This is a genomic window from Superficieibacter sp. HKU1 (assembly GCF_029319185.1).
GTDB lineage: Bacteria > Pseudomonadota > Gammaproteobacteria > Enterobacterales > Enterobacteriaceae > Superficieibacter.
This window is the reverse complement of the sequence record NZ_CP119754.1, coordinates 1288293-1307225: the sequence shown is the minus strand read 5'-3', so window position 1 is coordinate 1307225 and position 18933 is coordinate 1288293. Positions and strand designations below refer to the sequence as shown.

The window sequence follows — 18933 nt, the reverse complement described above, 5'->3', positions numbered from 1 at the left end:
GAGCCGTTAAGTCATGGCTAAGTTTTTTATCGATCGCCCCATTTTTGCCTGGGTCATCGCGATCATCATCATGCTGGCAGGGGGGCTTGCGATCCTCAAGTTGCCGGTGGCGCAATATCCGACCATTGCTCCGCCCGCAATTTCGATCTCAGCCACCTACCCTGGCGCAGATGCAAAAACGGTCCAGGATACCGTAACCCAGGTTGTCGAACAGAACATGAACGGTATCGACAACCTGATGTATATGTCCTCTAACAGTGACTCTACCGGTACGGTGCAGATCACCCTGACCTTTGAGTCCGGTACGGATGCGGATATCGCGCAGGTCCAGGTGCAGAACAAACTGCAGCTGGCGATGCCGTTGCTGCCGCAGGAAGTACAGCAGCAGGGCGTGAGCGTTGAGAAGTCGTCAAGTAGCTTCCTGATGGTTGTCGGTGTTATCAACACCAACGGCACCATGACCCAGGAAGATATTTCCGACTATGTTGCGGCCAACATGAAAGACGTGATCAGCCGTACTTCCGGCGTGGGTGACGTTCAGCTGTTTGGTTCGCAGTACGCGATGCGTATCTGGATGGACCCGAATAAGCTGAATAATTACCAGCTCACTCCGGTTGACGTGATCAGCGCCATTAACGCGCAGAACGCCCAGGTCGCGGCCGGCCAGTTAGGCGGTACGCCGCCGGTGAAAGGCCAGCAGTTGAACGCATCGATCATTGCGCAAACCCGTCTGACCTCGACCGATGAGTTCGGCAAAATCCTGCTGAAAGTGAACCCGGACGGATCTCAGGTTCGCCTGAAAGACGTCGCGCAAATTGAACTGGGCGGCGAAAACTACGATGTGGTAGCGAAGTTTAACGGTCAGCCGGCGTCGGGTCTGGGGATCAAGCTGGCGACCGGCGCAAACGCGCTGGATACCGCGACTGCGATCCGCGCCGAACTGCAAAAAATGGAGCCGTTCTTCCCGTCGGGCCTGAAGATTGTTTACCCGTATGACACCACGCCTTTCGTGCAGATCTCCATTCACGAAGTGGTGAAAACGCTGGTCGAAGCAATCATTCTGGTCTTCCTGGTCATGTACCTGTTCCTGCAAAACTTCCGCGCCACGCTGATCCCAACGATTGCGGTGCCGGTGGTACTGCTGGGAACCTTTGCCGTTCTCGCCGCGTTCGGTTATTCCATCAACACCCTGACGATGTTCGGGATGGTGCTGGCGATAGGCCTGTTGGTGGATGACGCCATCGTGGTGGTGGAGAACGTCGAGCGTGTAATGGCTGAAGAGGGACTACCGCCCAAAGAGGCCACGCGCAAATCCATGGAGCAGATCCAGGGCGCGCTGGTCGGTATTGCGATGGTCCTGTCGGCGGTATTTATTCCCATGGCGTTCTTTGGCGGATCGACCGGGGCAATCTACCGCCAGTTCTCAATCACCATCGTATCGGCAATGGCGCTGTCCGTACTGGTGGCGCTAATCCTGACCCCTGCCCTGTGTGCCACCATGCTGAAACCGATTCAGAAAGGAGGCCACGGTGAGCATAAAGGTCTGTTTGGCTGGTTTAACCGCACTTTTGATAAGAGCACGCACCACTACACCGACAGTGTAGGTAACATTCTGCGCAGCACCGGGCGTTATCTGCTGCTCTATATCATCATCGTGGCGGGTATGGCGTTCCTGTTTGTTCGTCTGCCAAGTTCCTTCCTGCCGGATGAAGACCAGGGCGTATTCCTGACGATGGCGCAGCTTCCGGCTGGCGCGACGCAGGAGCGTACCCAGAAGGTGCTGGATGAGGTAACGGATTACTACCTCAACAAAGAGAAAGCCAACGTGCAGTCGGTGTTTGCGGTAAACGGTTTTGGTTTCGCAGGACGTGGCCAGAACACCGGTATCGCCTTCGTTTCGCTGAAAGACTGGGCCGATCGTCCGGGCGATGAAAACAAAGTCGGGGCGATTACCGGTCGTGCGATGGGCACCTTCTCGCAGATTAAAGACGCGATGGTGTTTGCGTTCAACCTGCCAGCGATTGTGGAACTGGGTACGGCAACGGGCTTCGACTTCCAGCTTATCGATCAGGGCGGTCTGGGCCACGAAAAACTGACTCAGGCGCGTAATCAACTGCTGGGCGAAGTGGCGAAACATCCTGAGATGCTGGCGGGCGTGCGTCCGAACGGTCTGGAAGATACGCCGCAGTTTAAAATCGACATCGATCAGGAGAAAGCGCAGGCGCTGGGCGTGTCTATCAGCGATATCAACACCACGCTGGGCGCAGCCTGGGGCGGCAGCTACGTCAACGACTTCATCGACCGTGGTCGCGTGAAGAAGGTGTACGTCATGTCGCAGGCGAAATACCGTATGCTGCCGAGCGATATCGATAACTGGTACGTTCGCGGAAGCGATGGTCAGATGGTGCCGTTCTCGGCCTTCTCGACGACCCACTGGGAGTATGGTTCTCCGCGTCTGGAACGCTATAACGGCCTGCCGTCGATGGAAATTCTTGGTGAAGCGTCCGCCGGTAAGAGCACCGGTGAAGCGATGGATCTGATGGAACAGCTGGCGAGCAAACTGCCTACCGGGATCGGTTACGACTGGACGGGGATGTCTTATCAGGAACGGTTGTCTGGTAACCAGGCCCCTGCCCTGTATGCTATCTCGCTGATCGTGGTCTTCCTGTGTCTGGCGGCGTTGTATGAAAGCTGGTCTATTCCGTTCTCCGTTATGCTGGTGGTGCCGCTCGGGGTTATCGGTGCGCTGCTGGCAGCAACCTTCCGCGGGCTGACCAACGACGTTTACTTCCAGGTAGGATTGTTGACCACCATCGGCTTGTCAGCGAAGAATGCGATACTGATCGTGGAATTCGCCAAAGACCTGATGGAGAAAGAAGGCAAAGGACTGGTAGAAGCGACGCTGGAAGCTGTGCGTATGCGTCTGCGTCCTATCCTGATGACCTCGCTGGCGTTTATCCTGGGGGTTATGCCGCTGGTGCTCAGCACCGGTGCCGGCTCCGGTGCGCAAAACGCCGTAGGTACAGGCGTAATGGGTGGGATGGTGACCGCGACCATTCTGGCTATCTTCTTCGTTCCGGTGTTCTTCGTGGTGGTTCGCCGCCGCTTTAGCCGCAAGAATGAAGATGTTGAGCATACTCATTCAGTTAAGCATCCGTAATACTGACACGTAACAAGGGCCGCGTAAGCGGCCTTTTTTATGGGGGCTGAACCACGTATAGTGAAACACATATTATTTATGTATGACAAATAGGCCAGAGAAATTATCACATAATATTAAGAAATTTCCTGGCTGTTATCATCACCATAATAGAAACACTTTTTGTATTCCTTATGTGCTGCTATTCATGATTGCGCAACTATGTTTAAAATCATTTCTGTCACCACGCGGCGTTAAGAAAAGTATTAAAACGTCAGAATTGTAATTTTTCGTTCCAGAGCGATGAAATCTGTTTGAGAGTAGATTATAGTTACAGTATCAGGAATGAGCGTAAGCTTCAGGTTAGTGAGTTGTATCCATCCCACACAGTGTTCGCTAGCAGTTGTCAAAAACATTTATAAGGGGATGCGCTATGGACGAATACTCGCCAAAAAGACACGATATCGCACAGCTTAAATTTCTCTGTGAAAACCTGTATCATGACTGCATTGCCAACCTCGATGAGAGCAACCATGGCTGGGTCAACGATCCCACTTCGGCGATCAACCTCCAGTTAAATGAGCTTATCGAACACATTGCTACCTTCGCGCTTAATTATAAGATTAAGTATAATGAAGATAATAATCTGGTTATGCAGATTGATGAATATCTGGATGACACGTTTATGTTGTTCAGCAACTATGGCATTAGTACGCAGGATTTGCAGAAGTGGCGTAAATCCGGTAATAACCTGTTTCACTGCTTTGTTAATGTGAGCCAGGCTAATCCGGCCAGACTCTCCTGCTAATACGACAACAATCAACAAGGTACATCTATGACTGACAAAGCATTAACCAAGACTGATTATTTGATGCGTTTGAGGCGCTGTCAGACAATCGACACGCTCGAACGCGTCATTGAAAAGAACAAATATGAATTATCAGATAATGAGCTGGTTGTATTTTACTCAGCCGCCGATCATCGTCTTGCAGAACTGACCATGAATAAGCTTTACGATAAAATCCCACCTTCCGTATGGCAATTTATTCGCTAATACCTTGTTTATTATTCAGGATATGAATTACGTTACGATTTCTCCTCTTTTTCCTTTATCTCAACCATAAAACGGGATTCGCATCACACTGTATGACGGGGAACGTTCCCTGCGGCATGGATACCCTTTAAGGTAGCCCCCTGTAAAAACAGGAGCGCCGTATGAGTGAAGAAAAACGCAAAATGATCGCCGGTGAACGCTACCGCCCTGGAGATGAAACGCTCAGGGCAGAACGTCTGCGTGCCAGGCATTTACTCCATCGTTATAACCATACCGACCCTGACGAACGCGCTGTACGTAAAGCGCTGCTGGGCGATTTACTGGGTAAGAGTGAGGGCGCGTATATTGAGCCGAGCTTTCGCTGCGACTACGGTTACAATATTCATCTCGGCGCTAATTTTTATGCCAATTTCGATTGTGTAATGCTGGACGTGTGTCCTGTCCACATCGGTGATAACTGCATGCTGGCTCCCGGGGTGCATATTTATACCGCAATGCATCCGCTGGATCCTGGCGAGCGTAACAGCGGCATTGAACTGGGCAAACCGGTAACGATTGGTGATAACGTCTGGATCGGCGGACGCGCGATTATCAATCCGGGCGTCACCATCGGTAATAACGTGGTGGTTGCCTCCGGCGCGGTAGTGGTAAAAGATGTGCCGGACAATGTTGTGGTCGGCGGCAATCCCGCCCGGGTGATTAAAACCCTGCCCGTGTAACTGTTATGCTTTTTCGCAACCAATCTGTTACTTTTTGTTGGCTTTATTACAACTTAAAATGGGATGTTTCCCTGCATTTGTAGAAGAATAAAGGCCCGACATGACAGAAATACAGCGACTGCTGACGACAACCATTGACGAACTTAATGCCCGCGAAAAGCGCGACAATCGCCCGCGCTTTAGCATCAGCTTCATTCGCAACCATCCCGGCCTGTTTGTCGGTATGTATATCGCCTGGTTTGCCACTCTGGTCGTGATGCTGCGCTCTGAAACGCTGGCAGATTCCGTCTGGCTACTGGTAGTGCTGTTTATTCTGTTCAACGCCTTCTTCTTTTTCGACGTTAATCCCCGCTACCGTTATGAAGATATCGACGTGCTGGATTTCCGCGTCTGTTTTAACGGTGAGTGGTATAACACCCGTTTTGCCCCTGAACAGTTGATCGCTAACATCCTGCAATCGCCGCGTGTTGAACAGCCCTATAAGATGCAGCTACAGAAAATGATCGCCACCAAAGGCGACCTTTCTTTTTATGACATCTTTACCCTTGCCCGCGCTGAGGCTTCGCAATCAACCGGTTAAGCGTGCGTACTGCGCTACGGTAGTGCGAGGCCGACGTATTACCATAGCCGAGGATCAATCCGCACTGGGCGGCGGTGGGGTCAAGGTATAACCGGCTGAGCGCGCCCGGTGCCAGCTGATAGCGCCGCGCCTGCTCCGCCAGCGCAACATCGTTCACCTGGTCCATAATCACCGTCAGATGCAGCCCCCCGTCTCCGCCGCGAACCTGATGCGGATGTAGTAACTCACTCGCCAGCGCCTCACGCAGCGCGCCCTGCCGCTTGCGGTACAGGCGGCGCATGGCCGCTAAATGGCGGGCATAGTGGCCCTCTTCGATAAAGTGCGCGAGCGCCAGCTGTTCCGCGCGATGACCGCCGCGCAATAACGCCGCAACGATCGGTTTTACTGCTTCCGCCAGTGCGGGCGGCATCACCATAAAACCAATGCGCAAAGCGGGGAACAACGTTTTGCTGAACGTTCCCAGATAGACCACCGGCGCATTCTCCCGCATCCCGAGCATTGCCGGGATCGGCTCGCCGCTATAACGAAACTCACTGTCGTAGTCATCTTCAATAATCCACGCCCCCTGCCGCTGCGCATACTCCAGCAGCGCCAGACGGCGCGATGCGCTCATCACCTGGCCGAGCGGATACTGATGTGACGGCGAGGTAAAAATCAGCGAGGGGGTCGCCAGCGTTTTATCTAACGCCAGGCCCTCTTCATCGATCGGTACGCCGACAACACTCAGGCCCGCCGTCATAAAGACGCTTTTCGCGCCTGGATAACCGGGATTTTCCACCCACGCTATATCACCTGCCTGGCTAAGAATGTGCGTACACAGGCTCATCCCTTCCAGCGAACCTTCGGTTATCACTATCTGACTGGCATCGCAATGAATGCCGCGCGACAGCGCCAGGTGACGGGCAATCGCCACCCTTAAGCGCGGTTCCCCCGCCGGATCGCCATAGCCCAGCAGCAAACTACCTTCACTGCGCAGCACGTTATCCAGCAGGCGACGCCAGAGGGACAGCGGAAAGTAATTGGTCGCGGGCAAACCGGGCGTCAGCCAGAGCGCGGGAGAATCGCGACGGGTGCCGACGGGCAAATGCTGTAAACGGCCTGCCAGCGTGACGGGCTGAACAGACGGCACGGCGGCCTCTGGCGGAGAAGGTAAAGGAGAAACGGTAGTGCCCTGGCGGTTGCGCGTGAGGTAACCTTCAATAGCGAGTTGTTCCAGCGCGGCATTGATGGTGTTGCGCGAGAGCGTCAGCGCTTGCGCCAGAATACGCGACCCCGGCAGACGACTGAGCGGCTGCAATTTACCCGCAAGAATAGCGTCCCGCAGCACATAGTACAGCGCACGCTGGCGCGTAGTGGTCGCGCGCGTTTCCAGCGCCTGCCGCAGTAGCGCGTAGAGCGCTTCATCCGGAATATTCACCCTGCCCTCTCTTTCGTGGTACCACCGAAAACCAATCATCTGGCACTTTCTATAGAGCCACACAGAGCATACGCTGACTCTCCCTGCTACTGAAGGAGTTTTATGATGAGTGAACTGAATCAATTTGGTCAGCCTGTAGGCAGTGCCCTGCCAGACTGGCAGCCACGCCCTCATCCTCAGCGCGTTACGCTTGAAGGGCAATATTGCAAACTGGAGCCGCTGCAAAGCCGTCACGCCAGCGCCCTGTTTTCAGCGTATTCCACCGCCGACGATACCCGGAGCTGGACCTGGTTATTACGCGAACCGGACGCCAGTGAGGAGGCTTATCGCCAGTGGATTGAGAGCGTATCCGAGCTGAGCGATCCGATCCATTTTGCGGTTATCGACCGGCGAACCGCTCTGCCCGTCGGCACGCTGGCGCTGATGCGGATTGATGCCAGCCATGGCGTTGTCGAGGTGGGACATGTTCACTTTTCGCCGCGGCTCAGCCAGACGCCGATGTCAACTGAAGCCCAGTGGCTGTTGATGCGTTACGCTTTTGACACGCTCGGCTATCGTCGCTATGAATGGAAATGCAACAGTTTGAATGAACCTTCGCGCCGGGCGGCGCAGCGGCTGGGTTTTCAGTATGAAGGGCGTTTTCGCCAGGCGCTGGTCATTAAGGGACACAATCGTGATACCGACTGGTTTTCGATTATCGACAGTGAATGGCCTGCCGTGGATCGGGCGCTGCAGGCCTGGCTTGCCGCCGACAATTTTGCTGCCGACGGCAGGCAGAAACGCTCGCTGCAAAGCCTGCGTGCTTAGCGTCTTTTCTTACGGCCCTGCACCGCTTTAAAGCGCGGATTCGATTTGCAGATAACATATAGCCGTCCCTTGCGCTTCACAATCTGGCAATCGGGATGGCGCTGTTTCGCACTGCGTAAAGAATTCAGTACCTGCATGACTTAGCTCCTTTTCGCGCCAATAAAACGTCCGTAGCGCTGCTGGAAACGCGCGGCACTGCCTTCATTGCTGAGCGTTTTCTGTTTCCCGGTGTAATAAGGGTGGGAAGCAGACGAGACGTCAAGCGTAACGTAAGGATACGTCACCCCTTCCAGTTCAATTTCACGATCGGTTTTGATGGTAGAGCCGACTTTAAAATATTCGTCCACGCTGGTGTCGTGAAACACGACGGTACGGTAATGCGGATGGATATCCGGTTTCATAACAGCCTCAATTCATATGTTATAACATAACAATAAAATAGCCTGGCCGGGATGAAAGATCAAGTGGGGTCTCGCGTAAAAGACGCCACTCTGCGTGCCCGCGCAGAGGGCGCAAAGGATTATTGTTCTCTGCCAATCAGCACGGTCGTCAGCACAAAGGAGAGGATCAGCGCCATCGCCACGCCGGAAATCGCAAAAACAAAATAAGGCCCGATATAGGCAGGCAGGCTAAAAATGCTCGATAAAATATAGCCATACAGCCGCACGCCGAAGAACGCAATAAATGCCGAGGCCAGCGAGCTGGCCATTGTTGCCGCGATAAACGCTTTCTTGTAGCGCGTCAGTACGCCAAACAGCGCAGGCTCGGTGATCCCCAGCAGCGCCGAGATCGCCGCCGACAGCGTCACCGTTTTTTCCTGACGATCGCGACTGATACGCCAGATAGCAAAGGTGGCACCGGCAATCGCCATATTCGCCATGAACATCATCGGCATCAGCATGTCATAGCCGCGATCGCTGAAGTTTTGCAGCGCAATGGGCGTCATCGCGTGATGCATACCGGTCAAAATCGCCACCGGGCGAATGGCCCCGACGATGAGTCCGGCGAAACTCGCCGATACGCTAAACAGGCCTTCGATAAACCAGGCCAGCGCTTTACCCAGCCAGATACCCGTCGGTCCGATGATCGCCAGCGCCGCTAATGCCGCGAGAAACAGGGTGAGCGTTGGCGTGAAGACCGTTTTCAGGACGTCCGGCATAAAACCGTCCACCCAGCGATGGAGGTAACTTAATGCCAGAATGGAGAAGATCACCGGGATCACGCTGGAGGCGTAATTAAATACCGGGACCGGCACCGCGTTGAGCAGCCAGAACGCGCTGACCGCCCCGTCCTGATGTGCGGCCAGCGCTTTGGCAGCCTCAATCAGCGAAGGATACATCAGGCAGGCCGCTACGGCGGCGGCAAGGTATTCGTTGGTTTTGAAAATCTTCGCCGCCGATACCGCGAGGAAAAACGGCAGAAAGTAGAACACGCCGCTGGCAATCAGATCGATGATTATCACCGTATCGCTTTTAGCGGGCACCACCTGTAGAGCAACCAGCCCGGCCAGCAAGCCTTTGATCATCCCGGCCCCTGCAATGGCCGGTACGATAGGACCAAACACGCCGGATACCGTATCCATAAACAGCGACACCAGGCTTTTTCGCTCTGGCTTACCGCGTGGCGTCGTCAGCGTTTTTTGCTCCAGCGCCACCAGCAGTTGCTCATACCAGCCATTAACTTTCGGGCCGATAATAATCTGAAACTGATCGCTCTGGAGTTGCGCGCCCAGCACGCCCGGCAATTTCTGAATTTCGCTTTGATCGACTTTATTATCATCCACTAAATCAAAACGCAGACGGGTCATGCAATGCCAGACGTTATTGATATTACCCTGTCCGCCTACCAGCCGAATAATACTGGTAATCGCTTCTTCCGTTCCCATAACAACCTCTGCCCGCTACCCTGATAGTGTTAAGTGCTGTTACAGAGGGTAGAGAAACCGGCATGACAAAACAAACCAATAAAACATGAACGCGCTCACATTTTACTTATTTCAAAGAGAGATAAGGGAGTAAAACCTGCAATTGGTACGTTTTTTAATTAATAAATTAAAAAATAACTGACCAAAATAAATAATAAAAAAACCGTTTACCTGCCCGCGAATTTTAGAGGATGATAATCAACATATTGCATTCAGTGAATGAGTTCACCGCAGCACAGGAGTAATTGCCGTGACCCCAACCATCATCAAAAACATCGAGTGTTTCGTTACCCGTCCCGACCGTCATAATCTGGTGACCGTCCGCGTGACCACGGATAAAGGCATCACCGGCCACGGCTGCGCGACGTTCCAGCAGCGTCCACTGGCCGTAAAAACGATGGTCGAGGAGTATCTGACGCCTCTGCTCACGGGTCGTGATGCCAATCATATTGAAGATCTGTGGCAAATGATGAACGTTAACGCTTACTGGCGTAACGGTCCGGTGATGAATAACGCCATCTCCGGCGTTGATATGGCGCTGTGGGATATTAAATCGCAGCTGGCCGACATGCCGCTCTACCAGTTGCTGGGGGGGAAATCGCGCGACGCGATTGCCGCTTATACGCACGCCAGCGGCGAGACGCTGGAAGAACTGTTCACGGCTGTCGATGGGTTACTGGCGCAGGGATACCAGCACATCCGGTGCCAGCTCGGTTTTTACGGCGGCACGCCTGAGCAGCTGCGTACGCCGGAGAATCCCACCCCCGGAGCATATTATTCCCAGCAAGAATACCTGTATAACACCGTCGCCATGTTCCGGGCGCTGCGGGAGAAGTACGGTGAAAAACTGAATATTTTGCATGATGTTCATGAGCGGCTGTTTCCGCAGCAGGCGGTACAACTGGCAAAACAGCTTGAGCCTTATAGTCCGTGGTTTATTGAAGATATTCTGCCGCCGCAGCACAGCGCCTGGCTGGAACAGGTCCGCCAGCACAGCAGCGTGCCGCTGGCGATGGGCGAGTTGTTTAATAACCCTGCAGAATGGCACGATCTGATTGTGAACCGACGTATTGATTTTATTCGCTGCCATATTTCGCAGATCGGCGGGATCACGCCAGCGCTTAAGCTGGCCGTTCTGTGTCAGGCCTTTGGCGTTCGCCTTGCGTGGCACGGGCCGGGGGATATGAGCCCCATCGGCGTCGCGGTGAATACCCATCTGAATATCCATCTGCACAACGCGGCGATTCAGGAGTTTATTCCTCGCTCTGCCGCTACCGACGCCGCTTTTCCCGGTGCGCCACAGGTTAAAGACGGGTTTATCTATCCGCCGGTGCAGTCAGGTATTGGGGTGACATTTGATGAAACGCTGGCGAAGCAGTATCCGGTGGTGTACCGCCCGCATGACTGGACGCAAAGCCGCCTCGCGGACGGCGCGATTCACACCCCCTGACGCCAGGCGAGGTTATCGCGATTGTGGGGAATGACATACGTGCAGGTGTAGTTGATATCAATAATATCGCTGATCTCATACACCTGGCCGCCATTTAACATCCCACGGTTATTAATATGCATCGCCGGGCTGCCTTTTTTGCAGCCCAACAGCGCCGCCTGTTCACGGCTGACGCTGACTGCCCGATAGCTGGTCAGCAAATGTGAAATCTGATAGCCCTTGCTCAACACATACTGCTGTAGCGATTGTTCAATCACCTGCTGATTAAGATCGGCAAACAGCGTAACCGGCATACGCGAGATTTCAATTTGCACGGCCATCTCATCAACATAGCGCAGTCGGCAAAACTGCCAGATAAATGTCTCTTCGCTGATGCCAAAGATCTGCTGCTCATCGCGGTCAGGCCGTTTTTTATGCAGGCTAATCATTCGAAAGCGGATTTGATCGAAGCGTTTTTCGGTAATGGAGTTGTATACCAGCGGATTGTTATGCGCCGACGCGTTGATCCAGATCCCGGAGCCCTGCACAATCCGCACAACGCCAATCCGTACCAGTTTTTCCAGCGCCTGCCGGATGGTAAAGCGCGACACGCCATACTCTTCAGCAAGCTGGCGCTCCGGCGGAAGTTTGCGCGAACCAGAGGGATCGTTCTGATAGATTTTACTAAGCAGATCCTGCGTAACAAATTCGCTTTTTTTCATTGCGCTCTCGCTTCATTAGATCAAGGTATAATAGCGGATCCAGCGCTATCATTTGCAGATACTTTCTTTTGTAGCCCGTCCTTATTCTCCAGACAGGAAGATCAACTATGCGAACCCGGCGCCTGATCGTGTTGATCTCGGTTTTACTTATTATTACCGCGCTACTGCCGGTCAGCCTGAGCGTCTGGATGGCGCATCAAAACGCCACCCGGGTTTTTACCGGTGAGCTGGAAAGCTTTTCCGCCAGAGTGATGTTACGAACCAATATGGTCGCCAGTCAGGCCGAAGATGCATTACAACAGCTGGAGACAATTAACGTCACGCCGTGCAGTCGCGAGCATTTACTGGAGATGCGTCGTGTCGCTTACAGCCGCCGCTATATTCAGGAAATCCTTTATTTAAGAGGGCTGCAGCCCGTTTGCTCGTCGCTGGAGGGGAAGAAAAAACGCGCCGCTTTTCCCCGGCCGTTGACCATGACGCCCAAAGGTTATCGCTTCTGGTATACCGCAAAAAGCGATCTGGGTATTGAACATGATATGGTCGCGCTCGGCAGCACGCACTACGTCGTGATGATCGATCCCGAATCGTTGATTGATGTCCTTCCCTACGGGGCCTGGCCGATCAACGTTGCCCTGATTGGGATGAAACGAAACCTGATTATTGCCAGCAGTGCGCCGCTGGCGAATAACGTTTGGGTACAGGCGATGCATACACATCAGACGCAGTTCCAGCATCACGATATTATGTACCATATTATGCGCTATCCGGCGCTCAATCTGGCCACGTTGACCTGGACCTCTACGACCCCGCTGGATAACGACCTGCAACGCCAGTTGTTATACTGGCTTCCTTTCGGCGGGGCCGTTAGCCTGCTGGCGGCCTGGCTTATCCTGCGTATACTGCGCCGCCTTCAGTCGCCACGTCAGCGCCTGCTGGAGGCGATTCGCTCGAGGGAGATTATTGTGCATTATCAGCCGATCATCCTTCTCGAGAATGGACGACTGGCGGGCGCAGAAGCGCTGGCTCGCTGGCCGCAGCCCGACGGCACCTTTCTTGCCCCGGATATTTTTATCTCCCTGGCGGAGCAAACCGGACTGATAACGCCGCTTACGGAATTGATTGTGGAGAGCGTTTTCGCCGATATGGGGCAGTGGCTGCAGCAGCATCCGGACCTGCATATTTCCATTAATATCTCGGCAAGCGATCTGGGCAACCCTGCCCTCCCGACGCTGCTGGAGCAGCACGTCGCGCACTGGCAGCTTGATGCCGGGCAAATTGCGCTGGAGCTGACCGAACACTGCTTTGTCGATCCTCAAATGAGTGCGTCGGTTATCGCAGGTTACCGAAAAATGGGCCATGCTATTTATATTGATGATTTTGGCACCGGCTTCTCCAGTCTTAGCTATTTGCATGGTCTGGAAGCCGACCTGCTTAAAATCGACAAGACTTTCGTTGAGGCACTGGAATACAACAACGTCACGCCGCACATCATTACGCTGGCAAAAACGCTTTATCTTAAAATGGTGGCGGAAGGTATCGAAACCCCACAGCAGGAAGCCTGGCTACGTGAACATGGCGTAGAGTATGGGCAAGGCTGGCTTTACAGTAAGGCTCTTGATAAACACGCGTTTATTGCCTGGGCCGAGAGGAGGTAACGTCGATGAAAAAGCATAACTGGCCGGTGGAAAATGTGCGTCACTGGCTGGAACCGGGCCCCATTGTTCTTATCAGCAGTCGCTGGCAGGAACAGGATAATATTATGACGCTGGGCTGGCATACCATTCTTGAGTTCTCGCCTTCGCTGGTGGGCTGTATGATTTCCGCGGGCAATGCCAGCTTTGAGCGTATTCGACAGAGCGGTGAATGCGTGATTAACTTACCCGATGTCACGATGGCTGACACGGTAGCGAAAATCGGCAACTGCAGCGCGGATACCACCGATAAGTTTGCAGCCTTTTCGCTGACGGCTGAGAAGAGCCAGCAGGTCAGCGCGCCGTCCATTGCAGAATGCCATGCGAATTTCGAATGTCGTCTGTACGATGACACAATGATAAAGCGCTACAACTTTTTCATTTTTGAAGTCGTTGCGGCTCGCGTTAAACCTGAGCCAGAATGGCCGCAAACCCTGCACTATGCCGGTGACGGGGTATTTCGTACCGATGGCGAGGTCATCGATCGTAAGAAATGGTTTACCAAAGTATCCTGAATTGCATGCCGGCAAGAAAATAGCGGCGGGGAAGATCCCCGCCGTAAACGTCATCCCTGAACAAAATGAGGTGGTAAAATATCATTCTCATTTTCGTCATCATGACATTTTACTATTTCACTTTAATGTTATCGGCATGACAGCCATATTATCGCTGGGGAGGTATCGGAAATCCCTTCAGTGAAATGATAAAACTTCCGCCCTCTTTCTTAATTTTCGCCCCGGTATCGCACCAGTCTGACGCGATACGGAAAAACTCATCGCTGCCAACATTCCAGTTAAGGCGAACCTGTTTAACATAGCCTGAGCGCAACAGTTCACAGGCTTCGGTATAGCTACGCGCTACTGAGGTTTGTGGTTTCATTTTCTCTTCTTCAGAATTTTTCGTAATGCTTTGATTTCTTTAGGAGTAAAAGGAGTAACTTCCTCTTCAGTATGCTGACTATCAATGTCATCTTCCGATACGTCCGGGTCATCAGCCAGTTCGAAGGCCGACAGCAATAATTTCTCCGTTGCGGTACTCAGGTTCTCATTATTCACTTCGGCATACTGGCGAAGCTTATCTTTTAGCGTTTCTGCAATTTTGACGTTTAAGACTACAGTGGTCATGTTTAACGCTTCCCTTGTAGGTAATATACAACGTTGATTATTGTGCGCTTCACAGATAATTCTTATCCCGAAACTAATCGCATTGTTATTCTGCACGGGTTTTATGACATAAAAATGAAGGAATTTTTTCAGGGGAGGGAAAGGAAAGTGTACCCGGAAATGGGTGGGGGCCCTGCCAGCTACATCCCGGCACACACGTCATCTGCTCTGGCTGCTTCCTTCCGGATCTGACCTGGTAAACAGAGTAGCGTTGCGGGAGAACCAACAGAGCCCCCATTGAGAGCGTTGTAACCAACGCGCAGGCGCATTATCACTGCTGAGCCCGGCAATTGCAAGCCAGCGAGAACCGTATGCTGGTTTATTGCACAAGCCTTTTGTGCGGCCGCTTTTTCTGACTTCACACGCCCTCTTCCGGCGCTTATGCTAGCTAGCACCCTCATTCAGGAGCAGAACATGGATCCAGAAGACGCATTTCCGCAGCGCGTTTGGCAAATTGTGGCGGCAATACCCGAGGGTTTTGTGACGACCTATGGTGATATTGCGCGTCTGGCGGGTTCGCCACGCGCGGCGCGTCAGGTGGGAGGTGTGTTAAAACGTCTGCCGGAAGGATCAACGCTCCCGTGGCACAGGGTGGTAAACCGACACGGAAACATCTCTTTGACCGGACCCGATCTGCAACGTCAACGGCAGGCGCTGCTTGCGGAAGGGGTGCAGGTATCAGGAAGTGGGAAAATCGATCTCCAGCATTATCGCTGGGTGTTTTAAAACGCCCTCACCATAAAGATGAGGGCGTTTTCATTAGTACACGGTTGGCGCTGGAACAGCAGAAGACGGGGTAATTTGCGTTGGCGACGTTGACGGAACCGTCGTCGCAGCACCGCCGCCAGACTGAATTGGCACCGCCGTCTGCGGAACCGGAACCAGCGTCAGGTCAACTTTGGTACCGCCCTGGTTGATAACCGGTTTCACACCATCGGTAATAAACACCAGCTTATCTTTAACCGTAATCGCTGCACTGAGCAGGATGCGGGCGTTAGGCTGGATATCCGCCGGGTTAAACGGCAGCACGTAGCTGTAAGGCGGCTGCTTGCCCTCGGTACGAACGGCCTTCTGCGCAATAACTTTTGAAGGCGCGTCTGACTGAGAAGCATCAGAAACCGTCACGGTGAGGACCGCGTCAGGCGGTAACGCGACTTTCTGACGGATCCATACCGTCCCTGAAACATTTGGCTGCTTAATAACAGACTTTGAAGCCACACCAGAAGTATTAGGGTTAAGTGCTGGGGTCTGAATATCCGCGCTTTTATCAGCACAGGCTGCCAGAGCAACTACTACGGCAATACCACTTAACATGTGCACGACTTTCATTACGTTCTCCTTATACGCTATGCACTGCGAGATTGATTCCCACCAGATGAGTGGTCAACTGAAAGACAACGTGGATAAGTGTGGCACAAGTCACTTATTTTTGCCTGGAATCAGGCCGTTAATCAGATTTTTGAACCCATCGGACCACTTGCCTTTCTGGGTTATAATGAACTGAACAGCCCGCTATTACTTGAGGAAAGCTATGAGTCAGGCGCTAAGCAACTTACTGACATTATTAAATCTGGAAAAAATTGAAGAAGGATTATTTCGCGGCCAGAGCGAAGATTTAGGCCTGCGTCAGGTTTTTGGCGGTCAGGTAGTGGGTCAGGCGCTTTATGCGGCAAAAGAGACCGTACCGGAAGAACGGCTGGTGCACTCTTTCCACAGTTATTTCCTGCGCCCCGGTGATAGCCAGAAGCCGATCGTTTATGACGTTGAGGTTTTGCGCGATGGTAACAGCTTCAGCGCTCGCCGCGTGGCCGCCGTCCAAAACGGCAAGCCGATTTTTTATATGACGGCCTCATTTCAGGCACAGGAATCGGGTTATGAACATCAGAAAACGATGCCGCCCGCCCCGTCGCCGGATTCGCTGAAATCGGAAACTGAGATTGCCCGCTCGCTGGCCCATTTATTACCGCCGACGGTGAAAGAGAAATTTCTCAGCGAGAAACCGCTGGAGATCCGCCCGGTCGAGTTTCATAACCCGATGAAAGGCCACATCGCTGAGCCCGCGCGTCAGGTGTGGATCCGCGCCAATGGTCCAATGCCGGATGATTTACGCGTGCACCAGTATCTGCTGGGCTACGCCTCAGATTTCAACTTTTTACCAGTGGCGCTACAGCCGCACGGCGTGGGTTTTCTGGAAAAAGGGATGCAGGTCGCGACTATCGACCATTCTATGTGGTTCCATCGTCCATTTAATATGAATGACTGGCTGCTTTATAGCGTGGAAAGCACTTCCGCTTCCAGCGCGCGCGGATTTGTGCGCGGCGAGTTTTATACTCAGGACGGCGTACTGGTCGCCTCGACCGTGCAGGAAGGGGTAATGCGTAACCGGGGTTAAAATAATAAGGCCCGGCATAATTGCTCTGCCGGGCCAGTGACTCAGTATCGATTACGCGTTATACGCATTCTCGCCGTGGCTGTTGACGTCCAGACCTTCGCGCTCCTGCTCTTCCGGTACGCGCAGTCCAACGGTCATATCCGCCAGTTTATAGCCGATGAAAGCTACCACCGCCGACCAGACAATGGTGATGCCAATGCTTTCCAGCTGTACCAGCACCTGATGCCCCATGGTCACGCCTTCTGCATAGCCAACGCCGCCGAGAGAAGTCGCCGCAAAGATCCCGGTCAGGATACAGCCGACAATACCACACACGCCGTGGACGCCAAACACATCACACGGATCGTCAACGCGCAGCACGCGTTTGAGCATGGTGACGCCCCACAGTCCCGCCAGACCCGCCGCGATACCGACGATCAGCGCGCCGCCGACGCCGATGTAACCGCAGGCAGGCGTGACGCCAACCAGTCCGGCAATGGCACCAGAACAGGCGCCCAGCAGAGAAGGTTTACCACGGGTGATCCACTCGCCAAACACCCACGCCAGAATAGCGGCCGCCGTGGCGACAACGGTATTCACAAAGGCCAGCGCCGCGATTTCGTTAGCCGCACTGGCTGAGCCAGCGTTAAAGCCAAACCAGCCAACATACAGGATAGCGGTGCCGGTGAAGACCATCGGCAGGTTGTGCGGTTTGAACGCTTCTTTGCCAAAGCCGACGCGTTTACCAATCAGATACGCGCCCACCAGCCCGGCAATAGCGGCATTAATGTGAACGACCGTACCGCCTGCAAAATCCAGCGCGCCGTGGGTCGCCAGCAGACCGCCGCCCCACACCATGTGCGCAATCGGGATATAGGAGAGCGTCAGCCAGACCACGACAAAAATCAGTACCGCAGAGAAACGGATACGCTCAGCCAGCGCACCGACAATCAGGCCAACGGTAATGCAGGCAAAAGAGCCCTGGAAAGCAACGTGGATATACTGGTAGAAACTGCCCATCACCGCCGTCAGCTCGATATTTTTCAGCATCACCCAGTTGAAGTTACCGAAGAAGCTGTTGCCCTCGCCAAACGCCAGCGAGTAACCGTAAATCACCCACAGTACGCACACCAGCGCGAAGGTCACCGTTACCTGGGTGAGCATGGAAAGTACGTTTTTACCGCGGATTAAACCGCCGTAAAACAGTGCAATGCCGGGGATGGTCATAAACAGCACCAGCGCCGTACAAATCATCATAAAGGCGTTATCGGCTTTATCCGCCACCGCTGGTGCTGCCATGGCGAGACCCGGTAACAGCGCCACCGTCCCCAGAGCCGTTTTGATCGTTGCTATCTTCATTGTCTTGTTCCCTATCACTGTGTGCCAGGAGTTAAAGTGCCGCTTCGTCGGCTTCGCCGGTACGAATGCGAATAACGCGTTGCAGCTCGGCGACAAAAATCTTGCCGTCGCCAATTTTTCCGGTGTAGGCCGCTTTACTGATGACGTCGATCACTTCATCCAGCTGATCGTCGGCGATGGCGACATCAATCTTTACTTTCGGCAGAAAGTTCACGCTATATTCCGCCCCGCGATAAAGTTCAGCATGCCCCTTTTGACGTCCGAAACCTTTCACTTCGGTCACGGTAAGCCCCTGAATACCAATAGAAGAGAGCGCTTCACGCACGTCCTCGAGTTTAAATGGCTTAATTACCACTGTTACCAGCTTCATAGATCCCCTCCAGTCAGAATTCAGTTTTGGCCGCAGCTCACACGGATGAACAAAGCAAGCGGCGTGCCAGAAATGATTTTGTGTGGCGGAAGTGCGGAGAATATGAAAGCAGAAAGTGTGACCGGGGTTCAGATTATGTCTGGTTAAAAAAAACGCACCATGCTGGTGCATAGTGCGTTACGTTATTG

21 protein-coding genes and 1 other RNA gene are annotated in these 18933 nt (G+C 53.3%); 11 read left to right on the top strand and 11 right to left on the bottom strand.

Translation table 11 applies throughout. The annotated features are described in order from the left end of the window. Positions 1–13: 13 nt before the first annotated feature. From acrB to P0H77_RS06250, 5 genes are all read left to right on the top strand, one after another. Positions 14–3160 carry a multidrug efflux RND transporter permease subunit AcrB gene (gene acrB / locus P0H77_RS06270; protein WP_276164055.1) on the top strand — a complete coding sequence of 1049 codons (3147 nt, stop codon included), beginning with the start codon at positions 14–16 and terminating at the stop codon, positions 3158–3160. A 412-nt stretch (positions 3161–3572) separates the two neighbouring features. Further along, positions 3573–3947 (top strand): Hha toxicity modulator TomB, encoded by a 375-nt coding sequence (gene tomB, locus P0H77_RS06265; RefSeq protein WP_276164054.1) that lies wholly within the window; start codon positions 3573–3575, stop codon positions 3945–3947. Positions 3948–3974: 27 nt separating this feature from the next. Next, complete coding sequence (locus P0H77_RS06260) at positions 3975–4193, top strand: HHA domain-containing protein (protein WP_176917457.1); 219 nt, start codon at positions 3975–3977, stop codon at positions 4191–4193. 161 nt (positions 4194–4354) lie between these two features. Beyond that, on the top strand, positions 4355–4912 hold the full coding sequence (maa, locus tag P0H77_RS06255; protein ID WP_276164053.1) for a maltose O-acetyltransferase: 558 nt from the start codon (positions 4355–4357) through the stop codon (positions 4910–4912). A gap of 100 nt (positions 4913–5012) precedes the next feature. Then, positions 5013–5492, top strand: coding sequence for a YlaC family protein (locus P0H77_RS06250; protein WP_276164052.1), 480 nt, complete (start codon positions 5013–5015; stop codon positions 5490–5492). On the opposite strand, the gene P0H77_RS06245 is transcribed toward P0H77_RS06250, so the two are convergent. Next, positions 5452–6909 (bottom strand): PLP-dependent aminotransferase family protein, encoded by a 1458-nt coding sequence (locus tag P0H77_RS06245; RefSeq protein ID WP_276164051.1) that lies wholly within the window; start codon positions 6907–6909, stop codon positions 5452–5454. The genes P0H77_RS06250 and P0H77_RS06245 overlap by 41 nt on opposite strands. 105 nt (positions 6910–7014) lie before the next feature. On the opposite strand from P0H77_RS06245, the gene P0H77_RS06240 reads away from it, so the two are divergent. After that, the gene (locus tag P0H77_RS06240; protein WP_276165059.1) at positions 7015–7716 is read left to right on the top strand and encodes a GNAT family protein; all 702 of its coding nucleotides are present in this window, start codon (positions 7015–7017) and stop codon (positions 7714–7716) included. Here P0H77_RS06240 and ykgO read toward each other — a convergent pair. The 3 genes from ykgO to P0H77_RS06225 all read right to left on the bottom strand — a co-directional run bounded on the left by ykgO (position 7713) and on the right by P0H77_RS06225 (position 9601). Next, positions 7713–7853 (bottom strand): type B 50S ribosomal protein L36, encoded by a 141-nt coding sequence (gene ykgO, locus P0H77_RS06235; protein ID WP_003859006.1) that lies wholly within the window; start codon positions 7851–7853, stop codon positions 7713–7715. The genes P0H77_RS06240 and ykgO overlap by 4 nt on opposite strands. A gap of 3 nt (positions 7854–7856) precedes the next feature. Next, positions 7857–8117 carry a type B 50S ribosomal protein L31 gene (locus P0H77_RS06230; protein WP_276164049.1) on the bottom strand — a complete coding sequence of 87 codons (261 nt, stop codon included), beginning with the start codon at positions 8115–8117 and terminating at the stop codon, positions 7857–7859. Between the two features lie 119 nt (positions 8118–8236). Further along, a complete protein-coding gene (locus P0H77_RS06225; protein ID WP_276164048.1) occupies positions 8237–9601 on the bottom strand; it encodes a PTS transporter subunit EIIC in 1365 nt (454 codons plus the stop codon). Positions 9602–9890: 289 nt separating this feature from the next. Here P0H77_RS06225 and P0H77_RS06220 point away from each other — a divergent pair, with 289 nt between their 5' ends. After that, positions 9891–11090, top strand: a complete 1200-nt coding sequence (locus P0H77_RS06220; protein WP_276164047.1) for an enolase C-terminal domain-like protein — start codon at positions 9891–9893, stop codon at positions 11088–11090. On the opposite strand, the gene P0H77_RS06215 is transcribed toward P0H77_RS06220, so the two are convergent. Beyond that, positions 11078–11791, bottom strand: a complete 714-nt coding sequence (locus P0H77_RS06215) for a GntR family transcriptional regulator (protein WP_276164046.1) — start codon at positions 11789–11791, stop codon at positions 11078–11080. The two genes, P0H77_RS06220 and P0H77_RS06215, sit on opposite strands and share 13 nt — an antisense overlap. 107 nt (positions 11792–11898) lie before the next feature. On the opposite strand from P0H77_RS06215, the gene P0H77_RS06210 reads away from it, so the two are divergent. Beyond that, a complete protein-coding gene (locus tag P0H77_RS06210) occupies positions 11899–13446 on the top strand; it encodes an EAL domain-containing protein (protein ID WP_276164045.1) in 1548 nt (515 codons plus the stop codon). A gap of 5 nt (positions 13447–13451) precedes the next feature. After that, positions 13452–13997, top strand: a complete 546-nt coding sequence (locus P0H77_RS06205) for a flavin reductase family protein (RefSeq protein WP_276164044.1) — start codon at positions 13452–13454, stop codon at positions 13995–13997. A gap of 148 nt (positions 13998–14145) precedes the next feature. Here the strand turns inward: P0H77_RS06205 and P0H77_RS06200 are convergent, their stop codons facing one another. The 3 genes from P0H77_RS06200 to ffs all read right to left on the bottom strand — a co-directional run bounded on the left by P0H77_RS06200 (position 14146) and on the right by ffs (position 14873). Then, entirely contained in the window at positions 14146–14361 is a 216-nt protein-coding gene (locus P0H77_RS06200) for a hypothetical protein (RefSeq protein ID WP_276164043.1), read from the bottom strand. Continuing rightward, positions 14358–14606 carry a hypothetical protein gene (locus P0H77_RS06195; protein WP_276164042.1) on the bottom strand — a complete coding sequence of 83 codons (249 nt, stop codon included), beginning with the start codon at positions 14604–14606 and terminating at the stop codon, positions 14358–14360. The genes P0H77_RS06200 and P0H77_RS06195 overlap by 4 nt, the downstream gene beginning before the upstream one ends. Before the next feature lie 170 nt (positions 14607–14776). Beyond that, an RNA gene (gene ffs / locus P0H77_RS06190) (signal recognition particle sRNA small type) lies at positions 14777–14873 on the bottom strand. Positions 14874–15059: 186 nt separating this feature from the next. Here ffs and P0H77_RS06185 point away from each other — a divergent pair. Further along, positions 15060–15371, top strand: a complete 312-nt coding sequence (locus tag P0H77_RS06185) for an MGMT family protein (RefSeq protein ID WP_276164041.1) — start codon at positions 15060–15062, stop codon at positions 15369–15371. A 33-nt stretch (positions 15372–15404) separates the two neighbouring features. On the opposite strand, the gene P0H77_RS06180 is transcribed toward P0H77_RS06185, so the two are convergent. Beyond that, positions 15405–15974: a YbaY family lipoprotein gene (locus P0H77_RS06180; RefSeq protein WP_276164040.1), complete on the bottom strand. Its 570-nt coding sequence runs from the start codon at positions 15972–15974 to the stop codon at positions 15405–15407. 202 nt (positions 15975–16176) lie between these two features. Between P0H77_RS06180 and tesB the strand changes: the two genes are divergently transcribed. Continuing rightward, positions 16177–17037, top strand: coding sequence for an acyl-CoA thioesterase II (gene tesB / locus P0H77_RS06175; RefSeq protein WP_276164039.1), 861 nt, complete (start codon positions 16177–16179; stop codon positions 17035–17037). A 51-nt stretch (positions 17038–17088) separates the two neighbouring features. Here the strand turns inward: tesB and amtB are convergent, their stop codons facing one another. Together amtB and glnK are read right to left on the bottom strand one after the other, a co-directional pair. Beyond that, on the bottom strand, positions 17089–18375 hold the full coding sequence (gene amtB / locus P0H77_RS06170) for an ammonium transporter AmtB (protein ID WP_276164038.1): 1287 nt from the start codon (positions 18373–18375) through the stop codon (positions 17089–17091). A 31-nt stretch (positions 18376–18406) separates the two neighbouring features. Continuing rightward, positions 18407–18745 carry a P-II family nitrogen regulator gene (gene glnK, locus P0H77_RS06165; RefSeq protein WP_002891893.1) on the bottom strand — a complete coding sequence of 113 codons (339 nt, stop codon included), beginning with the start codon at positions 18743–18745 and terminating at the stop codon, positions 18407–18409. Positions 18746–18933 lie beyond the last annotated feature (188 nt).

Excerpts from the sequence above, each read along its gene's own strand:
- acrB (WP_276164055.1), top strand. The coding sequence starts at position 14 with ATGGCTAAGTTTTTTATCGATCGCCCCATTTTTGCCTGGGTCATCGCG.
- tomB (WP_276164054.1), top strand. The coding sequence starts at position 3,573 with ATGGACGAATACTCGCCAAAAAGACACGATATCGCACAGCTTAAATTT.
- P0H77_RS06260 (WP_176917457.1), top strand. The coding sequence starts at position 3,975 with ATGACTGACAAAGCATTAACCAAGACTGATTATTTGATGCGTTTGAGG.
- maa (WP_276164053.1), top strand. The coding sequence starts at position 4,355 with ATGAGTGAAGAAAAACGCAAAATGATCGCCGGTGAACGCTACCGCCCT.
- P0H77_RS06250 (WP_276164052.1), top strand. The coding sequence starts at position 5,013 with ATGACAGAAATACAGCGACTGCTGACGACAACCATTGACGAACTTAAT.
- P0H77_RS06240 (WP_276165059.1), top strand. The coding sequence starts at position 7,015 with ATGAGTGAACTGAATCAATTTGGTCAGCCTGTAGGCAGTGCCCTGCCA.
- ykgO (WP_003859006.1), bottom strand. The coding sequence starts at position 7,853 with ATGCAGGTACTGAATTCTTTACGCAGTGCGAAACAGCGCCATCCCGAT.
- P0H77_RS06230 (WP_276164049.1), bottom strand. The coding sequence starts at position 8,117 with ATGAAACCGGATATCCATCCGCATTACCGTACCGTCGTGTTTCACGAC.
- P0H77_RS06225 (WP_276164048.1), bottom strand. The coding sequence starts at position 9,601 with ATGGGAACGGAAGAAGCGATTACCAGTATTATTCGGCTGGTAGGCGGA.
- P0H77_RS06215 (WP_276164046.1), bottom strand. The coding sequence starts at position 11,791 with ATGAAAAAAAGCGAATTTGTTACGCAGGATCTGCTTAGTAAAATCTAT.
- P0H77_RS06210 (WP_276164045.1), top strand. The coding sequence starts at position 11,899 with ATGCGAACCCGGCGCCTGATCGTGTTGATCTCGGTTTTACTTATTATT.
- P0H77_RS06205 (WP_276164044.1), top strand. The coding sequence starts at position 13,452 with ATGAAAAAGCATAACTGGCCGGTGGAAAATGTGCGTCACTGGCTGGAA.
- P0H77_RS06200 (WP_276164043.1), bottom strand. The coding sequence starts at position 14,361 with ATGAAACCACAAACCTCAGTAGCGCGTAGCTATACCGAAGCCTGTGAA.
- P0H77_RS06195 (WP_276164042.1), bottom strand. The coding sequence starts at position 14,606 with ATGACCACTGTAGTCTTAAACGTCAAAATTGCAGAAACGCTAAAAGAT.
- P0H77_RS06185 (WP_276164041.1), top strand. The coding sequence starts at position 15,060 with ATGGATCCAGAAGACGCATTTCCGCAGCGCGTTTGGCAAATTGTGGCG.
- P0H77_RS06180 (WP_276164040.1), bottom strand. The coding sequence starts at position 15,974 with ATGAAAGTCGTGCACATGTTAAGTGGTATTGCCGTAGTAGTTGCTCTG.
- tesB (WP_276164039.1), top strand. The coding sequence starts at position 16,177 with ATGAGTCAGGCGCTAAGCAACTTACTGACATTATTAAATCTGGAAAAA.
- amtB (WP_276164038.1), bottom strand. The coding sequence starts at position 18,375 with ATGAAGATAGCAACGATCAAAACGGCTCTGGGGACGGTGGCGCTGTTA.
- glnK (WP_002891893.1), bottom strand. The coding sequence starts at position 18,745 with ATGAAGCTGGTAACAGTGGTAATTAAGCCATTTAAACTCGAGGACGTG.